This is a genomic window from Micromonospora sp. MH99 (assembly GCF_021442385.1).
Taxonomy (GTDB): domain Bacteria; phylum Actinomycetota; class Actinomycetes; order Mycobacteriales; family Micromonosporaceae; genus Micromonospora.
In genome coordinates, this window is the sequence record NZ_MUZA01000099.1 from 1 (window position 1) to 17,529 (window position 17,529).

Annotated in this window: 17 protein-coding genes; 9 read left to right on the forward strand and 8 right to left on the reverse strand. The window is 70.7% G+C overall.

Annotated features, from left to right (window positions below; translation table 11 throughout):
- The 5 genes from B0E54_RS30030 to B0E54_RS30050 form a co-directional block, all read left to right on the forward strand.
- Positions 1-684, forward strand: a 684-nt coding sequence (locus tag B0E54_RS30030; RefSeq protein WP_234590749.1) for an MFS transporter, incomplete at its 5' end; no start/stop codon positions are given.
- A gap of 4 nt (positions 685-688) precedes the next feature.
- Positions 689-889 carry a DUF3046 domain-containing protein gene (locus B0E54_RS30035; protein ID WP_145784952.1) on the forward strand — a complete coding sequence of 67 codons (201 nt, stop codon included), beginning with the start codon at positions 689-691 and terminating at the stop codon, positions 887-889.
- Between the two features lie 184 nt (positions 890-1,073).
- Entirely contained in the window at positions 1,074-2,120 is a 1,047-nt protein-coding gene (gene recA, locus B0E54_RS30040; RefSeq protein WP_234590751.1) for a recombinase RecA, read from the forward strand.
- Between the two features lie 14 nt (positions 2,121-2,134).
- Positions 2,135-2,824, forward strand: a complete 690-nt coding sequence (locus B0E54_RS30045) for a regulatory protein RecX (RefSeq protein WP_234590753.1) — start codon at positions 2,135-2,137, stop codon at positions 2,822-2,824.
- Between the two features lie 31 nt (positions 2,825-2,855).
- The gene (locus B0E54_RS30050; protein WP_234590766.1) at positions 2,856-3,653 is read left to right on the forward strand and encodes a 3-keto-5-aminohexanoate cleavage protein; all 798 of its coding nucleotides are present in this window, start codon (positions 2,856-2,858) and stop codon (positions 3,651-3,653) included.
- A 100-nt stretch (positions 3,654-3,753) separates the two neighbouring features.
- Here B0E54_RS30050 and B0E54_RS30055 read toward each other — a convergent pair whose 3' ends face one another.
- Positions 3,754-4,059: a hypothetical protein gene (locus B0E54_RS30055; RefSeq protein WP_234590769.1), complete on the reverse strand. Its 306-nt coding sequence runs from the start codon at positions 4,057-4,059 to the stop codon at positions 3,754-3,756.
- A 777-nt stretch (positions 4,060-4,836) separates the two neighbouring features.
- On the opposite strand from B0E54_RS30055, the gene rny reads away from it, so the two are divergent.
- Positions 4,837-6,603, forward strand: coding sequence for a ribonuclease Y (gene rny / locus B0E54_RS30060; protein WP_234590771.1), 1,767 nt, complete (start codon positions 4,837-4,839; stop codon positions 6,601-6,603).
- Between the two features lie 64 nt (positions 6,604-6,667).
- Here rny and B0E54_RS30065 read toward each other — a convergent pair whose 3' ends face one another.
- From B0E54_RS30065 to B0E54_RS30080, 4 genes are all read right to left on the reverse strand, one after another.
- Positions 6,668-7,540: an amino acid ABC transporter permease gene (locus tag B0E54_RS30065; RefSeq protein WP_234590773.1), complete on the reverse strand. Its 873-nt coding sequence runs from the start codon at positions 7,538-7,540 to the stop codon at positions 6,668-6,670.
- 85 nt (positions 7,541-7,625) lie between these two features.
- A complete protein-coding gene (locus B0E54_RS30070; protein ID WP_234590776.1) occupies positions 7,626-8,282 on the reverse strand; it encodes an amino acid ABC transporter permease in 657 nt (218 codons plus the stop codon).
- A 79-nt stretch (positions 8,283-8,361) separates the two neighbouring features.
- Positions 8,362-9,297 carry a glutamate ABC transporter substrate-binding protein gene (locus B0E54_RS30075; protein ID WP_234590778.1) on the reverse strand — a complete coding sequence of 312 codons (936 nt, stop codon included), beginning with the start codon at positions 9,295-9,297 and terminating at the stop codon, positions 8,362-8,364.
- A 57-nt stretch (positions 9,298-9,354) separates the two neighbouring features.
- Positions 9,355-10,110, reverse strand: a complete 756-nt coding sequence (locus tag B0E54_RS30080; RefSeq protein ID WP_234590781.1) for an amino acid ABC transporter ATP-binding protein — start codon at positions 10,108-10,110, stop codon at positions 9,355-9,357.
- A gap of 194 nt (positions 10,111-10,304) precedes the next feature.
- Between B0E54_RS30080 and selD the strand changes: the two genes are divergently transcribed.
- Positions 10,305-11,294 carry a selenide, water dikinase SelD gene (selD, locus tag B0E54_RS30085; RefSeq protein ID WP_234590783.1) on the forward strand — a complete coding sequence of 330 codons (990 nt, stop codon included), beginning with the start codon at positions 10,305-10,307 and terminating at the stop codon, positions 11,292-11,294.
- A gap of 239 nt (positions 11,295-11,533) precedes the next feature.
- Entirely contained in the window at positions 11,534-12,013 is a 480-nt protein-coding gene (locus B0E54_RS30090) for a hypothetical protein (protein ID WP_234590785.1), read from the forward strand.
- A 102-nt stretch (positions 12,014-12,115) separates the two neighbouring features.
- Here B0E54_RS30090 and B0E54_RS30095 read toward each other — a convergent pair whose 3' ends face one another.
- On the reverse strand, positions 12,116-12,373 hold the full coding sequence (locus tag B0E54_RS30095; protein WP_234590787.1) for a DUF2277 family protein: 258 nt from the start codon (positions 12,371-12,373) through the stop codon (positions 12,116-12,118).
- A 56-nt stretch (positions 12,374-12,429) separates the two neighbouring features.
- Between B0E54_RS30095 and miaB the strand changes: the two genes are divergently transcribed.
- Positions 12,430-13,929, forward strand: coding sequence for a tRNA (N6-isopentenyl adenosine(37)-C2)-methylthiotransferase MiaB (gene miaB, locus B0E54_RS30100; RefSeq protein WP_234590789.1), 1,500 nt, complete (start codon positions 12,430-12,432; stop codon positions 13,927-13,929).
- 46 nt (positions 13,930-13,975) lie between these two features.
- On the opposite strand, the gene B0E54_RS30105 is transcribed toward miaB, so the two are convergent.
- Both B0E54_RS30105 and B0E54_RS30110 read right to left on the reverse strand, forming a co-directional pair.
- Positions 13,976-15,358 carry a cellulose binding domain-containing protein gene (locus tag B0E54_RS30105; protein ID WP_234590792.1) on the reverse strand — a complete coding sequence of 461 codons (1,383 nt, stop codon included), beginning with the start codon at positions 15,356-15,358 and terminating at the stop codon, positions 13,976-13,978.
- A gap of 236 nt (positions 15,359-15,594) precedes the next feature.
- Positions 15,595-17,202, reverse strand: coding sequence for a cellulase family glycosylhydrolase (locus B0E54_RS30110; protein ID WP_234590797.1), 1,608 nt, complete (start codon positions 17,200-17,202; stop codon positions 15,595-15,597).
- Between the last annotated feature and the right edge of the window lie 327 nt (positions 17,203-17,529).

A 17,529-nucleotide genomic window follows, 5' to 3' on the forward strand; every position in this document is an offset into this window, starting at 1 on the left:
GGGGCGGCCGAGGCGCCGGCGGGCGGCGGGGCCGGGCCGGGCACCGCGTCGGTCGCTGCGCGCGCGCCCCGCAGCGCCGGAATGCGGCTGGCCTGGTCGGTGGTACGCGGACAGCCAGCCGCCCGACTCGGCATCACCGCAGTGGCGATCGGCCACCTGGTGATGGTGGCGGTGATGGCGATGACCCCGGTCCGGCTCGGTGAGTCGCACGCCGACGCCGACGTGCTGCGGCTGGTCGGGATCGTGTTGAGCCTGCACATCGCCGGCATGTACGCGTTCGCCCCGGTCGTCGGCTGGCTCACCGACCGGCTCGGCCGGCGGGCGGTGATCCTCGGCGGGGTCGGGCTGCTGCTGGCCGCCTGCGCGGTCGCCGGCACCGCCGGGCACCACACGCCCCGGCTCTCGATCGGTCTGGTCCTGCTCGGGCTGGGCTGGTCGGGGACGATGGTGGCCGGCTCGACGCTGCTCTCCGAGTCGGTGTCGGCAGGTGTGCGGCCCAGCGTCCAGGGGTTCTCCGACCTGATCATGGGATTGGCGGGGGCCAGCGCCGCGGTGCTCAGCGGGTTTGTCATGCAACTCGCCGGTTATCCGGTGCTCACCCTGCTCGCGGCGGTCGCGACAGTGCCCCTGGTGGCGCTAGCGTTGCGCCCGGTGCCGACCGGGGCACCCGGCGAGGAGGATTGATCACGTGCGGCTGACCGACTTCTGGGCGCGGTTGGAGGAGGCGTTCGGGCCGGGCTACGCGGCAAGCATCGCCCGGGATCAGGTGCTGTCCCAGCTCGACGGCCGGACCATCGAGCAGGCGTTGGCATCGGGTGAGCGGACGAACGTGGTGTGGCGGGCGGTGTGCGCCGCATATCCCGACCGCGTGCCCGCGCGACTACGCTGAGCAGCCTTTTCGCCGGTTCCGCGTGTCGCTTGTCGAGTCGTACACCTGTTCGGCTATTGTCCACAGCGGGGTGCTCGTCCACAGCTCGCGGCCCGTCGGCTGGTTTTCTGTCGGACCTAGCGCCTAGCGTGTCCGCGTGACGCGAAGCTCAGCAAAGACGCCGGCGAAGGCAGGGGTGGCAACCATGGCAGCAGGGCCTGACCGGGAGAAGGCACTCGACCTTGCTCTCGCTCAGATCGACAAGCAATTCGGCAAGGGCTCGGTGATGCGGCTGGGGGAGCGGCCGGTCGTCCAGACCGCCGTGATCCCGACCGGCTCCATCGCGCTCGATGTCGCGCTCGGCGTGGGTGGCCTGCCACGGGGCCGGGTGGTCGAGATCTACGGCCCGGAGTCCAGCGGTAAGACGACGGTGGCGCTGCACGCGGTGGCCAGCGCCCAGCGGGCCGGCGGCATCGCCGCCTTCATCGACGCCGAGCACGCGCTCGACCCGGAGTACGCGAAGGCTCTCGGTGTCGACACCGACGCGATGCTGGTCTCTCAGCCGGACACCGGCGAGCAGGCGCTGGAGATCGCGGACATGCTGATCCGCTCCGGCGCGATCGACATCATCGTGATCGACTCGGTGGCGGCCCTGGTGCCGCGCGCCGAGATCGAGGGCGAGATGGGCGACAGCCACGTGGGTCTCCAGGCCCGGCTGATGAGCCAGGCGCTCCGGAAGATCACCGGTGTGCTCAGCAACACCGGCACCACGGCGATCTTCATCAACCAGCTGCGCGAAAAGATCGGCGTGATGTTCGGCAGCCCGGAGACCACCACCGGTGGTCGGGCGCTGAAGTTCTACGCCTCGGTCCGGCTCGACGTGCGACGCATCGAGAGCCTCAAGGACGGCACCGACGTGGTCGGTAACCGCACCCGGGTCAAGGTCGTGAAGAACAAGGTGGCCGCGCCGTTCAAGCAGGCCGAGTTCGACATCATGTACGGCAAGGGCATCTCGCGTGAGGGCTCGCTGATCGACGTCGGCGTGGAGCAGGCGATCATCCGCAAGTCCGGAGCGTGGTACACGTACGACGGCGACCAGCTCGGCCAGGGCAAGGAGAAGGCCCGGGAGTTCCTGAAGGAGAACCCGGACGTGGCCGCCGAGATCGAGAAGAAGATCCTGGAGAAGCTCGGCGTCGGGGTTGGCGCGAGCGACGCCGCCGGTGGCCCCGAGTTGCCGCCTGTCGACTTCTGACGGGTCGCTGACTCATGGCAGGACGACGCGCCCGTACGGGGCGGGGCTGGGATGCCAGTCCGCCTCGTACGGGCGACGCCGCCGATCCGCCGCGTCCCCGCCGGGGCCGCCGGGCCGAACCGTCGGCGGACGAGCAGGCGTCCACGCCGCGCGACGAGTCCGAGGTGGCCCGCGAGATCTGCCTCCGCCAGCTCGCCGTCCGTCCGCGTACCCGCGCCGAGCTGGCCGGGGCGCTGGCCAAGCGGGGCATCTCCGAGGAGGTGTCGGCCGAGGTGCTGGACCGGTACGACGAGGTCGGCATCATCGACGACGCCGCGTTCGCCCGCGCCTGGGTGTCCAGCCGGCACACCGGTCGTGGCCTCGCCCGCCGCGCGCTCGCCAACGAGCTGCGCCGCAAGGGCGTCGACGGTGAGGTGGCCACCGAGGCGCTGGGCGAGCTGGACGAGGAGACCGAGTCCGCAACCGCCCGCGCCCTCGTGGAGCGCAAGCTACGCACCGCCCGGGGTGAGCCCGACGCGGTCTTCCGCCGGCTGGTGGGCATGCTGGCCCGCAAGGGTTATCCGCCCGGCGTGGCCATCCGCGCGGTGAAGGACGCGCTCGCCGCGCAGAGCGCCGAGGCGGCCGAGTTCGCCGAGCAGATCGACGCCGACGCACTCGCCGACGCCGAAGGCGATCTGGAGCGTGACAGCCGTCCGCTCGACTGAGCGGCGCGGTGGGTGCGGTGGGGGTGACCCGATGGTGAAAGCGTGTCTGAACGGCCAGCGCAGTCGTGCCGCCCACCCGGCCGTGCCGGTGACCCCGGCGGAGTTGGCGGCCGACGCGGCCCGCTGCGCCGCGCTGGGCGTCGCGGCAGTGCACGTCCATCCCAGGGACGCGGCCGGCGTCGAGTCACTGCACCCGACGGTGATCGCCGACGCGCTGACCGCGATCCGTGCGGCCCGGCCGGGGCTGCCGGTGGGGGTGAGCACCGGGGCCTGGATCGAACCGGACCCGGCCGCCCGGGTGGCAGCCGTCCGCTCCTGGTCGGTGCTGCCCGACTTCGCCTCGGTGAACGCGCACGAGCCCGGCGCCGAGGCGGTCGCCATCGCGCTGCATGAGCGTGGCGTGCTCGTCGAGGTGGGGCTCTGGACTGTCGACGCCGTGCAGGCGTACCGGTCCTGGCGGGTGCCGGTCGGCCGGATCCTCGTCGAGTGCATGGCGCAGGAGGCGTCGGTCGCGGTGGCCGACGCGGCCCGGATCCTCGCCGCGCTGCCGCCGCCCGCGGGGGCGCCGGGTGGGTCGCTGTCGACGGGAATGCCGGGCGGCTCGCTGTCGGCGGGGGCGCCGGGCGGGTCGCGGGCAGAGGACGCGGGGGCTCCGCCCGTGCTGCTGCACGGCGAGGGTCCGGCGACCTGGGCGGTGCTCGCCGAGGCGGTCAGCCGTGGGCTGCACACCCGGATCGGGCTGGAGGACACGCTCCTGCTGCCCGACGGCGTGCCAGCGTCGGGCAACGCCGCGTTGGTCACCGCCGCGCTGGCGGCCGGCGCCAGCTGAGCCGCTGCGGACGATCGTGCTCGATCCAGGATGTAGGGGCGTCGTCGCGCCGGTGCGGCCACTACTTCCAGGATCGAGCACGATCGTGAGACGGTCGGGATCAGCGGCGAAAACGCAGACTCTCCACGACCAGGTCGCAGCCCGCCCGCATCTGCGTTGCCGGCAGCACACCGTGCCGACACGAGATCATGAATTCGTCGGTGCTGCCGTCGGGGACGACGCCGAAGACCAGCACGTCATCCACGCCGGGCAGCCCTTCCATGTTCGCCATCGGCAGGGGAGAGAACTTGTAGGAGTCGATTCGGACGGACTTCACGCCATCGAGCGTGAGTCGTTGGACCGCCGGATCCGGTGGCACGACGGCGGGATCGTCGACAAGCATCAGATCCATCGGTGTGCCCTCCACGGGGTTCCTCGCGCCCGCCAGCACCACGACGATGTCGCCCTCGCCCCCGGCCTTCGGCGAGACCTGGACACAGTCCGGCTCGCCCCGTGGGGGGCAGGGACGCCGGGATCATGCACGCACCGGGGCGGAGGGTCGTGCTCGCTCCAGATGTGGGGGCATCACCGCGCCGGTGAGGGCCCTACCTCCAGGATCGAGGGGGTCGCTTCGGGACCGGTCCGGTGGGGCGAGGTTCGCGACTCTGCAGGGTCACCGGTATCACTAAGTCGGCGTCGGGCGGGGGGCCGCCACCGCTGAACAGGCACGACATCCGAATCGAGGGCGTCGGCTCGCCGCGTTTGTCCTGCCGTGTCCGACACGACATCAGCTTTGCGTGACGCTGCAACTTCTCTCCGTTCGGGGGGTTTGATCATGAGTCCTTGACCAGACCGCCCTCGGCGACCTAGCCTCGCCATACAGGCTCACATTGCCCGACCAGCGCAGGCTAAGCGCACAACATAGATCTCGTAACAGAACAGCATCACTTTGGCCGACTCCGCGGCCTTTGGCGGCAGTTCCGGACTGGCCGGTCCGGCACTCCGCGACAACTGCACCCGGTCGCCGACGATGCCCGAGGGCACCGCCGGCGGAGAGAGCTACCCACGGCCAGCCGCTCCGGTCGGGCGTCCACAGCCGCAGGAGTGTGCCTCGGGCACAGTCGCTGCGGTCTTGACGTTCAGGGGAGGCGGCCATGGCGGGGCGGCGGCACAGGTTCACCGGTAGACCCAGCGGGGTCCCGGCATGAACGCCCTCGACGTCGTGCTTCTCGCGGCCGTCCTGATCCTCGCGGTGGTCGTGGTCGGGGCGGTGCTGGTCGGCATTCGGACACTGCGTCGGATGGGCGCGGCGCCGGCCCCGGAGGATCCCGCCTTCATCGCGGAGAAGGACCGTCAGGAACAGTCCCTGGCCGCCCTGCGCAACGCCGCCGACCAGGCGAACAGCACGATCGACGTGGCCAAGTCCGCGGCCTCCGCGGCTCGTGCCGAGGCGGCGGCGGCGAAGGCCGAGGCGAAGGCGGCCCGGGCCGAGGCCCGACGGGTGCTCGACGACGCCCGTGCCGAGGCGGACACCGTGCTGGAGCGGGCGCACAAGCAGGCCGAGGCGGACGCCGAGCAGCTGCGCACGGCGGCGCGTCGCAGCGGCGAGCGGGAGGTCGCGGTGCTCGCCGCCACGACCCGGGAGCAGGCCGCCGAGGTGGAGCGCCGGGCGGCCCGGATGGACGAGCGGGAGCGGCTGCACACCGAGGAGGTGGAGCGGTTCGCCGAGCGGGAGCGGCAGCTCACCGCGGCGAGCGCCGCCCTCGCGGCTCGGGAGTCCGCGCTCGCCCAGCGCGAGACCGAGCTGGCCGAGGCCGAGGAGCTGCGCCGCCGGGAGCTGGAGCGGGTGGCCGGTCTCACCGCCGAGTCGGCGCGGCTGGAGCTGATCGACGCGATCGAGACGCAGGCCAAGCGCGAGGCGGCGCTGCTGGTGCGCGACATCGAGTCCGACGCGCGCAGCACCGCCGAGCAGCGGGCCCGACACATCGTGGTGGACGCGATCCAGCGGGTGGCCAGCGAGCAGACCGCCGAGAGCGTGGTCAGCGTCCTGCATCTGCCGGGCGACGAGATGAAGGGCCGCATCATCGGCCGGGAGGGGCGCAACATCCGCGCCTTCGAGTCGGTGACCGGGGTCAACCTGATCATCGATGACACTCCGGAAGCGGTGCTGCTCTCCTGCTTCGACCCGGTCCGCCGCGAGGTCGGCCGGCTCACGCTGGAGAAGCTGGTGCTGGACGGACGGATCCACCCGCACCGGATCGAGGAGGTCTACGACCTGGCCCGGCAGGAGGTGGAGCAGCTCTGCCTGCGCGCCGCCGAGGACGCCCTGGTCGAGGTCGGCATCACCGAGATCCACCCGGAGCTGGTGACCCTGCTGGGTCGGCTGCGTTACCGCACCTCGTACGGGCAGAACGTGCTCAAGCACCTGGTGGAGACCGCCCACATCGCCGGCATCATGGCCGCCGAGCTGCGACTGGACGTGCCCACCATCAAGCGGTCGGCGTTCCTGCACGACATCGGCAAGGCGCTCACCCACGAGGTCGAGGGCAGCCACGCCATCATCGGCGCCGACCTGGCCCGCAAGTACGGCGAGCACGAGGACGTGGTGCACGCCATCGAGGCGCACCACAACGAGGTGCCGCCGCAGACCATCGAGGCCGTGCTCACCCAGGCCTCCGACGCCTGTTCCGGCGGTCGGCCGGGCGCGCGCCGGGAGAGCCTGGAGGCGTACGTCAAGCGCCTGGAGCGGATCGAGGAGATCGCGGCCGGGAAGCTCGGCGTGGACAAGGTCTTCGCCATGCAGGCCGGCCGGGAGATCCGGGTGATGGTCAAGCCCGACGACGTGGACGACATCGGGGCGGCCGTGCTGGCCCGCGACGTGGCCAAGCAGATCGAGGAGGAGCTGACCTACCCGGGTCAGATCCGGGTCACCGTGGTCCGCGAGTCCCGGGTCACCGAGATCGCCCGCTGATCCCGCAACAGACGACGGGCGGGTGGCTGTGGCCACCCGCCCGTCACTCGTTCCGCTGGTCCCGTCAGATCATCCGGGCGGAGTCCTCGCCGACGCTCTGGGCGGGCAGCACCTTCGCCGCCGTCCGCGGAGTGCGGCCCATCCGCTTCTGCAACCACCAGGCCAGGATCGACAGGGCGCCGCAGATGGTGATGTAGATGGCCGCCACGACGAGATACGCCGGCACGTACGGCAGCCCGAACGGCAACCGGCCGCCGATCTGCTTACCGACGAACAGCAGCTCGGGGTACGTGATGATGAAGCCCAGCGCGGTGTCCTTGAGCAGCACGACGAGCTGGCTGACGATCGCCGGGAGCATCGACCGGACCGCCTGCGGCAGCAGGATCAGTCGCAGCACCTGGTTCTTGCGCAGGCCGATCGCGTACGCGCCTTCGGTCTGCCCGTACGGCACGGCGTTGATGCCGGCCCGGAAGATCTCCGCGAGCACGGAACCGTTGTACAGCATCAGCCCGATGACCAGCGCCCACAGCTTGTCGATCGACCAGCCGTACTGCAGTGGGACGTAGTAGCCGAAGAAGATCAGGATCAGCAGCGGGATCGCCCGGAACAGCTCCACCACGAACGTCGACGGGGCACGCAGGATCCACTTGTCGCTCAGTCGGCCACTGGCGAAGACCGCGCCGAAGAGCAGCGCCAGGACGGCGGCGATGCCGGCCGCCTTCAGCGTCGCCCACAGGCCGCCGAGCAGTTCGCGTTGCACCGAGGAGTACTGGAACTGCTCCCACTTGCGAGCCTCGAACTGGCCGGTGTCGGCGAACTTGTAGCCGATGTAGGCGAGCAGGGCGATGATGCCGACGGTGGAGGCGACGCCCAGGATCGCGTTGCGCCGCTTGGCGCGGGGCCCGGGCAGGTCGTAGAGGATCGACGCCTGGCTCAACTCAGCCACCTTCCGTTCGCGACTGCGGGGCTCGCAAGCTCACTCCTCGCGCTCACCGCGCACCTTCCGTTCGCGACCGCGGGGCTCACCGTGCCACCCGCCACTTGCGTTCGAGGAACCGCTGCAGCGCCACCAGCGGCAGGATCAGGATCAGGAAGCCGATGGTGATCCAGAGCAGGACGGCGAACTGCGGCTCGCCCCGCTCGGCCATGTACGCCGGGATCGCGCCGGCTTCCAGCACCGAGAAGCCGGCGGCGATGGTGGTGTTCTTCAGCATCGCGATGAACACGCTCATCATCGGCGGGACCATCGCCCGCAGCGCCTGCGGCAGCACGATGAGCGTGAGCACCTGACCGAAGGTCATGCCCAGCGCGCGGGCCGCCTCGGCCTGGCCCGCGGCGACCGTGTTGACGCCGGAGCGGATCACCTCGCAGACGAACGCCGAGGTGTAGACGGTCAGCGCGATGGCGGCGCTGGGGAAGTAGTCGATGTTGACGTCGAGCTTCGGCACCGCGAACACGAGGAACGCGAAGACAAGCGTCAGAGGGGTGTTGCGCACCAGGTTGACGTACGTGGCACCGAACGCCCGCAGGGCCGGCACGGGGGACACCCGCATCGCGCCGAGCAGCGTGCCGAGGACGAGGCTGCCGACCGCGGCGATCAGGAAAAGTTTGACGGTGTTGGTGAACCCGTCGACGAACAGTTGCCCGTTGTCCGTCAGTACGCGGAAGAACTCGCCCATGCCTCGCTCTCAGTCCTCGGACGGGCGCCGGACGGGGACGAGCCCCGCCCGGCGCCGCAACTCGTGTCGAGCCGGACGATCAGTACCGCTCGACCTTCGGCGGGGTGCCCGCCGAGCCGGACAGGCCGAGCGTGCCGTCGTAGATCTTCTGCCAGGTGCCGTTGGTGAAGGCGGCCTCGATCTGGTCGTTGACGTAGTCGCGCAGCGCCTTGTCGTCCTTCGGCAGGCCGATGCCGTACTTCTCGGTGCTGAACGGCTGGCCGACCACCTTCAGCTCGTCCGGGTTCTGCGCCGCGTAGCCCTTGAGGATGGCGTCGTCGGTGGTGACGGCGTCGACCTTCTTGTCGAGCAGCTGCGAGACGCACTCCGAGTAGGTCTTGAACTCGACGATGTTGTCCGCCTCGGTCAGACCCTCGTCGCGGACCTTCTGGATCGGGGTCGAGCCGGTGGCCGAGCAGACCTTTTTGCCCTTGAGGGCGTCCTTGCCGGTGATCGCCGATTCGTCCTTGCGGACCAGCAGGTCCTGGCCGGCGACGAAGTACGGGCCGGCGAAGGAGATGTCGTTCTTGCGCTTGTCGGTGATCGAGTAGGTGCCGACGTAGTAGTCGACCTCACCACCCTTGATCGCGGTCTCCCGGTTGGCCGACGCGATCTCCTTGTACTCGATCTTCGCCGGGTCGACGCCGAGCGTGCTGGCCACGTACTGGGCGATCTCGATGTCGAAGCCGCACCGCTTGCCCTGGGCGTCCTTGTAGCCGAGGTTCGGCTGGTCGAACTTGACGCCGATGGAGACCTTGCCCGCCGCCTTGATCTTCTCGAAGGTCGGGCTGCCGGCGACGGCAGCGTCCGTCTTCGGGGTGAAGGTCGCGCCGGAGCTCTTGCAGGTGTCGGCCTGGGCGCCACCGGAGGCGTTCCCACCGGCGCTCGGCGTCGGCTCACCGTCCTTGCCGCAGGCCGCGGCGGACAGGGCGAGGGACGCCATCATGGCGACCGCCGCCACGCGCTTCATACGCATACTCTTCTCCTTCTTCAACGGAGCCCGCCGTTGTACGGCACGCTCCACTACGGACGCCTAGTGCGTGAGGATCTTGGAGAGGAAGTCCTTGGCCCGCTCACTGCGCGGGTTGGCGAAGAACTCCGCCGGGGAGGCGTCCTCGACGAGCTTGCCGTCGGCCATGAAGATGACCCGGTTGGCGGCGTGCCGGGCGAACCCCATCTCGTGGGTGACCACGACCATCGTCATGCCGTCGCCGGCCAGTGAGGTCATCACGTCCAGAACCTCACCGACCATCTCCGGGTCCAGGGCGCTGGTCGGCTCGTCGAACAGCATCGCCTTGGGCTGCATCGCCAGGGCGCGGGCGATCGCTGCCCGCTGCTGCTGACCGCCGGAGAGCTGGGCGGGGAACTTGTCCGCCTGGTTGGCGATGCCGACCCGGTCGAGCAGGGCCAGGCCGCGCTCGCGGGCCACGGAGGGCTTCTCCTTGCGGACCTTGATCGGCCCGAGGGTGACGTTCTCCAGGATGGTCTTGTGAGCGAAGAGGTTGAAGGACTGGAAGACCATGCCCACCTCGCTGCGCAGCCTGGCGAGGGGCTTGCCCTCGGCCGGCAGCGGCTGACCGTCGAAGGTGATGGTGCCGGAGTTGATCGGTTCCAGTCGGTTGATGGCGCGGCACAGCGTCGACTTGCCGGAGCCGGACGGGCCGATCACCACGACCACCTCGCCCCGACCCACCGACAGCGAGACGTCGTCCAGCACGTGCAGCGGCCCGAACCACTTGTTGACCGCGTCCAGCACGATGAGCGGTTCGCCCGTCGTCACGTCGTCCACCGTCCCTGTCGTCTCCCCGGATCGGGGTCGGTTGACCCCCGGTTGGGCAACTGTAGGCGGCGTGAAGTGGCGGAACGCAACTCAGTTGGTCACGGAGCGGTAACACCGGCCCCGATCGTTGTCGGGCGTCCGATTTCGGTCACCACCGGGCCGCAACTGTGGCGTCCGCGCGGGCTTGCCGAGATCATGGAGGGATGACGGAACCGGTACGGCTGACCCGTTACGCGCGCGGCGGTGGCTGCGCCTGCAAGATCCCGCCGGGCGAGCTGGAGGTCATGGTGGCCGGTCTCGGCCCGGCCACCGGCACCGCCGAGCTGCTGGTCGGCCTGGACCACGGCGACGACGCCGCGGTGGTCCGACTGGACGAGCGGACCGGCATCGTCAGCACCGCGGACTTCTTCACCCCGGTCGTCGACGACGCGTACGACTGGGGGCGCATCGCCGCGGCCAACGCGTTGTCGGACGTGTACGCGATGGGTGGCATCCCGCTGGTGGCGCTCAACCTGCTCTGCTGGCCGCGCGACGTGCTGCCGCTGGAGCTGGCGCGCGAGGTGCTGCGCGGCGGTCAGGACGTGGCCCGGGAGGCGGGCTGTCACCTGGCCGGTGGGCACAGCGTGGACGACGACGGCCCGAAGTACGGTCTCGCCGTCACCGGCACCGTCCGCCCGGAGGAACTGATCACTCTGGACGCCGGCCGCGCCGGGGTGCCGCTGTCGCTGACCAAACCGCTCGGGGTGGGCGTGCTCAACACCCGGCACAAGGCCACCGGTGAGACCTTCCCGGAGGCGGTCGCCTCGATGAGCGCGCTCAACCGGGACGCCGCCCGCGCGGCGGTCGCCGCCGGCATCCGGTGCGGCACCGACGTGACAGGCTTCGGCCTGCTCGGGCACGCGTCGAAGCTGGCCCGTGCCAGTCAGCTCACGGTGGCCATCGACACCGCCCGGGTGCCGTACCTGGCCGGTGCGCGGGAGGCGCTGCGCGACGGGTACGTCAGCGGCGGCAGCCGTCGCAACCTGGAGTGGGTCACCCCCTGGACGGATTTCGGCGCGGCGGACGAGGGTGAGCGGTTGCTGTTGGCCGACGCGCAGACCTCCGGCGGCCTGCTGGTCGCCGGTGAGCTGCCGGGAGCGCCGGTGGTGGGCGAGCTGCTGCCCCGGGGGGAGCACCTGGTCGTCCTGCGCTGACCGGCGCGGCGGAAAGGCCCGGTGGCGGTGCCGGGACACGCGGTCCCGGTGGTTCGGATGGCGCACGATAGCCGATAAACTGTCACCTTCCCGCTACTCCGAGCAATGCCGCTCAGGGAAATTTTGCCCGGAATGGTCACAGACCGGTAACTTGCCCCCGGCTGGGGTCATATGCCCCCCACCATCGTCAGTAAGGCCCGATCCGGAGGCCGGTGGGACGAACGCAGCGAGGAGGCGGAATGACCGAGCTGTGGAACTGGAGAATCGATCGGGTACGACCTGTGGAGGTCTACCCGGCGCTGGCCGAGGCGCTCGGTCGGGTGGTGATGCCGCTGGCAGTGGCGGATCCGGCCCGACTGCCGGCGTACGCGGTGGTGTGTGACGTCTGGCAGGCGCCGGGCGAGTTCTCGACGGTGGTCGACTGCTACGGGGTGCCCGACCGGCTCTCCGAGCACGCCAGCATCGCCGCGCTGGCCCGGCTGCTGGGCCGCAACTGCCTACTGCGCGACGACACGCTCGACGCCGGCCGGCACCTGCTCGTCGCACCGGACGGGACGGTCCGCCCGGTGCACTTCGACGTCCGGGACACCGACGACGGCGAGGTGCTCAGTCGGCACCGGCTGTGCACGCTGGGTGATCCGGGTTGCCGGGGCTGGTCGCAGTGTCACCGCTCGCGCTGGGCACCCGACACCGTCGCACCGGTGCTCGCCGCGGCCTGACGCGGCGCCCAGCCAGGCGGGCCGGTGCCGGGCCGGTGCCGGGGTGAGCCGGGCCGGCCAGGTGCCGAGCCAACCCGGGCCGGCGGCGGTGCGCCGAAGTGGTCAGCCGCGCCCGGTGGCGGCGGCGGCCGGCCGATCGGCGGCGCCCGACCCGCCACCCCGCACGACCAGCTGGTCGAGCAGGGTGCGGGTGGCCTCCGTCACGGCGGCCACCGCGGCCTCGAACGCGGCGGCGTTGTGCGCGGCGGGCGCCCGGAAGCCCGAGATCTTCCGGACGTACTGCAACGCCGCCGCCTCGATGTCCGCCTCGGTCACCTGCGGGGTGAACGGCTCCCGCAACGTCTTGATGCTTCGGCACATGTCGGGTCCTCCTCGGTTCGGGGTGATCCGGTCGACCCGGATACGCTGTCCTGGTCATGACTACCGCAGCGGCGGGCAGCCCGCGCACCTACCAGGTGCGCACCTACGGCTGCCAGATGAACGTGCACGACTCCGAGCGCATCTCCGGCCTGCTCGAACAGGCCGGCTACGTGCGCGCGCCCCAGGCCGACGACACCCCGGACATCGTCGTCTTCAACACCTGCGCGGTGCGGGAGAACGCGGACAACCGTCTCTACGGCAACCTCGGTCATCTGCGCCCCGTGAAGGACAAGCACCCGGGGATGCAGATCGCCGTCGGTGGTTGCCTGGCGCAGAAGGACCGCGGCGACATCGTCCGCAGGGCGCCCTGGGTGGACGTCGTCTTCGGCACGCACAACATCGGTGCCCTGCCGGTGCTGCTGGAACGGGCCCGGCACAACGCCGCCGCCGAGGTGGAGATCCTGGAGTCGCTGGACGTCTTCCCGTCCACGCTGCCGACCCGCCGCGAGTCCACGTACGCCGGCTGGGTCTCGATCTCGGTGGGCTGCAACAACACCTGCACGTTCTGCATCGTGCCCTCTCTGCGCGGCAAGGAGAAGGACCGCCGTCCCGGCGACATCCTCTCCGAGGTGCGCGCACTGGTGGACGAGGGCGTGCTGGAGGTGACCCTGCTCGGGCAGAACGTCAACTCCTACGGCGTCGAGTTCGGCGACCGGTACGCGTTCGGCAAGCTGCTGCGCGCGACAGGTGAGATCGACGGCTTGGAGCGGGTCCGGTTCACCAGCCCGCACCCGAAGGACTTCACCGACGACGTGATCGCCGCGATGGCCGAGACGCCGAACGTCTGCCACTCGCTGCACATGCCGTTGCAGTCCGGCTCCGACGACGTGCTGAAGGCGATGCGCAGGTCGTACCGCTCCGAGCGGTACCTGGGGATCATTGAGAAGGTCCGCGCGGCGATGCCGGACGCGGCGATCACCACCGACATCATCGTCGGCTTCCCCGGCGAGACGGAGGCCGACTTCCAGCGCACGCTGGACGTGGTGCGCGAGGCCCGGTTCTCCTCGGCCTTCACCTTCCAGTACTCGAAGCGCCCCGGCACTCCCGCCGCGACGATGGACGGCCAGTTGCCCAAGCAGGTCGTGCAGGAGCGGTACGAGCGGCTGATCGCGGCCGTGGAGGAGATCTCCTGGGCGGAGAACAAGCGTCTGGTGGGGGAGCCCGTCGAGGTGCTGGTCGCGGTCGGCGAGGGCCGCAAGGACGAGCGGACCGGGCGGCTCTCCGGCCGGGCCCGCGACGGCCGGCTCGTCCACTTCGACGCCGGCAGCTTCGCCGGGTCGATCCGGCCCGGCGACATCGTGCACACCACCGTCACGTACGCCGCGCCGCATCACCTCAACGCGGACGGGGCGCCGCTGTCGCACCGGCGCACGCGGGCCGGCGACGCCGCCGAGGCGGGGCGCTCTCCGCGTACCCCCGGGGTGTTGTTGGGCCTGCCCACGATCGGCGCACCGGCGGTCGCGCCCGCGCCCACCGGCGGCTGCGCCGCGCACTGACCCCGGCCGGGGCCCGCCGGCACGGCGGACCCCGACCGACTCACGGTCAGACCGTGATGCGACCGGCGCCGGCGCCGGCCGTCACGACGGACTTGACGTTGCTCGCCGTGTCCAGTTGGTACGAGTACGGGATGCTGGCGACGCTGCCGCCGGTCTGCCCGGCCGGCGAGTTGACGAAGTAGTTGTTGCGGGCCACCAGGCGGCCCGGCCCGGAGTCGGCCTCACCGAGGTGGTACGTGTCGGGGACGTTCTCGAAGTAGTTGCCCTCGACGAGCACCCCGGCGTTCTCGGTGGAGGCCACGCCGTAGCCGGTGTTGGCCCGGTAGTAGTTGTTGTAGACGTGCACCGGGTTGCCGAAGCGCACCCGCGGGTTGCGCTGCTTGCTGCCGTCGAACCAGTTGTGGTGGTACGTCACGCGCAGGTGGCCGGTGTCCTGCGCGCCGTTGTCGTCGCTGTGGCCGAGCAGCATGGTCTTGTCGTGGTTGAAGACCCGGTTCCACGACACCGTGACGAAGTCCGATCCGCGCTTGATGTCGACCGCGCCGTCGTACCCGTTGCTGAAGGTGTTGTGGTCGATCCAGATGTTGGTGGCCGACTCCTGCACGTTGATCGCGTCGTCGTTCCAGTCCCGGAAGGTCAGGTTCCGGATGATGACGTTGCGGTCACCGCTGACGTTGAGTCCACAGCCGACGATCGTCGCGCCGGAGTTGCCGAGGATGGTCTTGTTCGACCGGACCCGCAGCATTCCCGAGCAGGAGATGGTGCCGGCGACGCGGATGACGGCGGAGCCGGTGGCGTTCAGGGCGCTGGTCAACGCCGAGGCGTTGGAGACGGTGGTGGTCGGGGCGCCGCCACCGCCGGTGGTGCCGCCGTTCTGGGTGGCCCAGCCGACCAGACCGGTCTGCGGCGGAACGCTGGGCGGCGACTGGCTGGGAATGGGCGGGGTGGTGGGCGTGCCCGGGGTGGTCGGTGGAGCGGTGGTCGGTGTGGTGGTGGTCGGTGTGGTGGTGCCACCGGTGCAGGCGACGTTGTTCAGGGTGAAGCTGGTCGGGTCCGGGTTGCTGGAGTTCCAGCTCGCGTTGAAGCCGAACGAGGTGCTGCCGTTGGTGGCCAGGGTGCCGTTGTAGTCGACGTTGGTGGCGGAGACCTGGCTGCCGCTTTGGGTGACGGTGGCGCCCCACGCCTGGCTGACCTGCTGCCCGGCCCCGTACGACCAGCGCAGCGTCCAGCCGGAGACCGAGTCGCCGAGGTTGGTGACGGTGACGTTGCCGGTGAACCCGCCCGGCCACTGGCTGGCGACCGAGTAGGCGACCTGGCAGCCGGCGGCCGCCTGGGCCGAGACGGCGGTCAGGAGCCCGCCGGTGACCAGGGCCGCGGTGGCTGCGGCGGTGGTGGCGAGCAGCGTCATCCGACGCTGTGGTGTGCGCATGCTGCTTCCTCTCGATGAGGCGGACGGACCGTCGCGACGCCCATGCCCGTGGGCGGCGAGGTGGCCGGGACCCGCAGGGTCTCGGGTCCGCCGGTGCAGTTCGGTGAAAGCGGCTCCCGCGCTCGCGCCGACCACTGCGGAGGCAAGCGCTTTCCCGATGAGAACATAGAAGGCCCTGGATGTAAATGCCCCGGGTGGCCGACGCCCACGACGTGGGCGCCGGCCACCCTCGCAACTCAGCAGCTGGCGCTGTTGAGCTTCACGGTCGCCGGGGCGCTGGCCGTGCCGTTGGCGGTGAAGCCCACGGTGACCGAGGCCCCCGCCGCCAGCGACGGCGCGTGGCTGGGCGCGGCGGCGGTGACAGTCGTGCCCGACTGGGTGACTGTGGCGTTCCAGCCACTGCCAAGCGTCACGCCCGACGGCCAACTCCAGGTGACGGTCCACGGGTTGACCGCCGCCGTACCGGTGTTCTTGACCGTCAACTCACCCTGGAAGCCGCCCTGCCAGGCGTTGACCTGCCGGTAGGTGGCCGTGCAGGTGCCCGGAGGCGCGCTCGTCGGCCCGCCGGTCGGTCCGCCTGTCGGTCCACCCGTCGGTCCGCCGGTGGGTCCGCCACCGGACGGCGCGATCAGGTACGGCTGGAGGATCGCCTGCTTGGTGGTGTTGATGTTCGTCCAGTCGTCCAACGCGATGCCGCCGGTGTCACCCGAGTTGGGGTTCCACGACCAGTAGGTGAAGGACATGCCGGTCACCCCGGTGCCGGTGTACGCCATCAACTTCTCCAGCCACACCTTGTCCTTCGGGTCGGCCAGGGTGCTGCCGAACTCGCCCATCATGATCGGCGCGATGTTCTGCTTGTACAGGTAACCCCAGTACTTGTCCCAGATGGCCGGCAGGTTCGCCGGGTAGTCGGGGGCGTCGAACCAGGTCTGCCGGTAGACCGACGTGGCGTACTCGTGCGGCGAGTAGACCAGCCGGTTGGCCACGTTCAGCCGTACCGGGAACTGGCCGGCCTTGGACAGGTTGCCGCCCCACCAGCCGCAGTCCTCGTCGTTGCTCGGGTCGTTGTCCCACACGTTGGAGAGGCCACCGCTGGGGCAGCTCACCCCCTCCACGAAGATCAACCAGTTGGGCTGGACACCGAGGATGGCGTTGCCGGCCCGCTCGGCGGCGAGCCGCCAGTCCCGCGCGGTGTCACCGCAGCCCCAGCACGCGCCGGTGGCCGCCGGGTTGGTGCCCTCGGCGTGCGGCTCGTTGTGCAGGTCCGCGCCGATCACGGTGGGGTTGCCCGCGTACCGCTGGGCGAGCATCTTCCAGTCGTTGATCCAGGTCGCCTCGGAGACCGTCGACGTGTACCACAGCGGCGACTGCCCGGCCGACGTCGGCCGGTGCCGGTCCAGGATGATCCGCATCCCCTTGCTGCCGGCGTAGTCGATCACCTTGTCCAGGATCTGCAACGGCGACAGCCCGACCAGGTCCGGGTTGACGAAGTCGTTGATCCCGGTGGCCGTCGCGCCCGGCTTCAGCGCGTCATTCGAGTACGGCACCCGCAACGTGTTGTAGCCCAGCCGGGCCATCGTGTCGAGCTGCCCCCGCCACGGATTGCTCGACCAGAGCCCGTGGAAGGTCTTGTTGTCGGTCTCCATGCCGAACCAGTTGATGCCGGTCAACCGGACCGTGGCCCCGGTGCTGTCCACGATCTGACTGCCGTTCGTGTGCAGATAGCCGGTGCCGGTCCCCGCGGCGGAGGCCGGGGTGGTGCTGACGGCGGCGGCGATGAACACGCCGGCCGCGACGGTGGCGAGCGCGGTCAGCGCACCGCCGAGAGCTTTGGGACGGAACATTCGTGCTCCACTTCAAAGGCCCGGCGCCGGCCAAGGGCCGCGCGGGCGAGCTGCCGTCGGCACGTCACGGCCCCTTTGGGGTACGCGGACAGTGCACGACGGTCCATGTCACGCGGACGGGGACACTCGCGAACGCTCACCGGCCGATCCTCGACAGCGGAGCCCCGCCGTCGTCGCCCTCGTCCCGGTGGCCCTACCTGGCTCCGTCGCCCATTCTCATCAGCCCGCCTCGATGCGTCAACTGCACGGCCCGCCGCCCAGCCCGCGCACCTGCCCCGCCCGCCCGCGCACCCGCCCAGCCCGCGCACCCGCCCAGCCCGCGCACCC